General features: G+C 43.9%; 1 pseudogene. It reads left to right on the forward strand.

The features are described 5' to 3' along the window. Positions 1 to 306 (forward strand): annotated as a pseudogene (locus tag B4K20_RS08520) (hypothetical protein); the annotation flags it as partial. Between the last annotated feature and the right edge of the window lie 29 nt (positions 307 to 335).

The raw sequence follows: 335 nt of genomic DNA on the forward strand, positions 1-335 counted from the left end.
CAAAATGCTGACGTGATTGTGTTAGATGAACCCTTTACTGCCATTGATGCGCAGACAACCAAAGATCTAATTGCCCTTGTTATGCGTTGGCATACAGAAGGTCGCACTGTCATTGCAGTATTGCACGACTTAAAACAAATCCGAGACTACTTTCCGAATGTCTTACTGCTGGCAAGAAAGCTTATTGGTTGGGGTACAACCAAAGAAGTGCTCACCACGGCCAATGTATTAAAGGCAGTGCAGCAGTCTGAATCCTGGTTTGGTCAGCTTGAGCCGACACTGTTTAATCAGGTTGAAACACCATGACCAGTTACCAATTACTGATTGAACCTTTT

It is taken from the genome of Methylophaga sp. UBA5088, from assembly GCF_002414625.1.
Classification (GTDB): Bacteria; Pseudomonadota; Gammaproteobacteria; order Nitrosococcales; family Methylophagaceae; genus Methylophaga; species Methylophaga marina.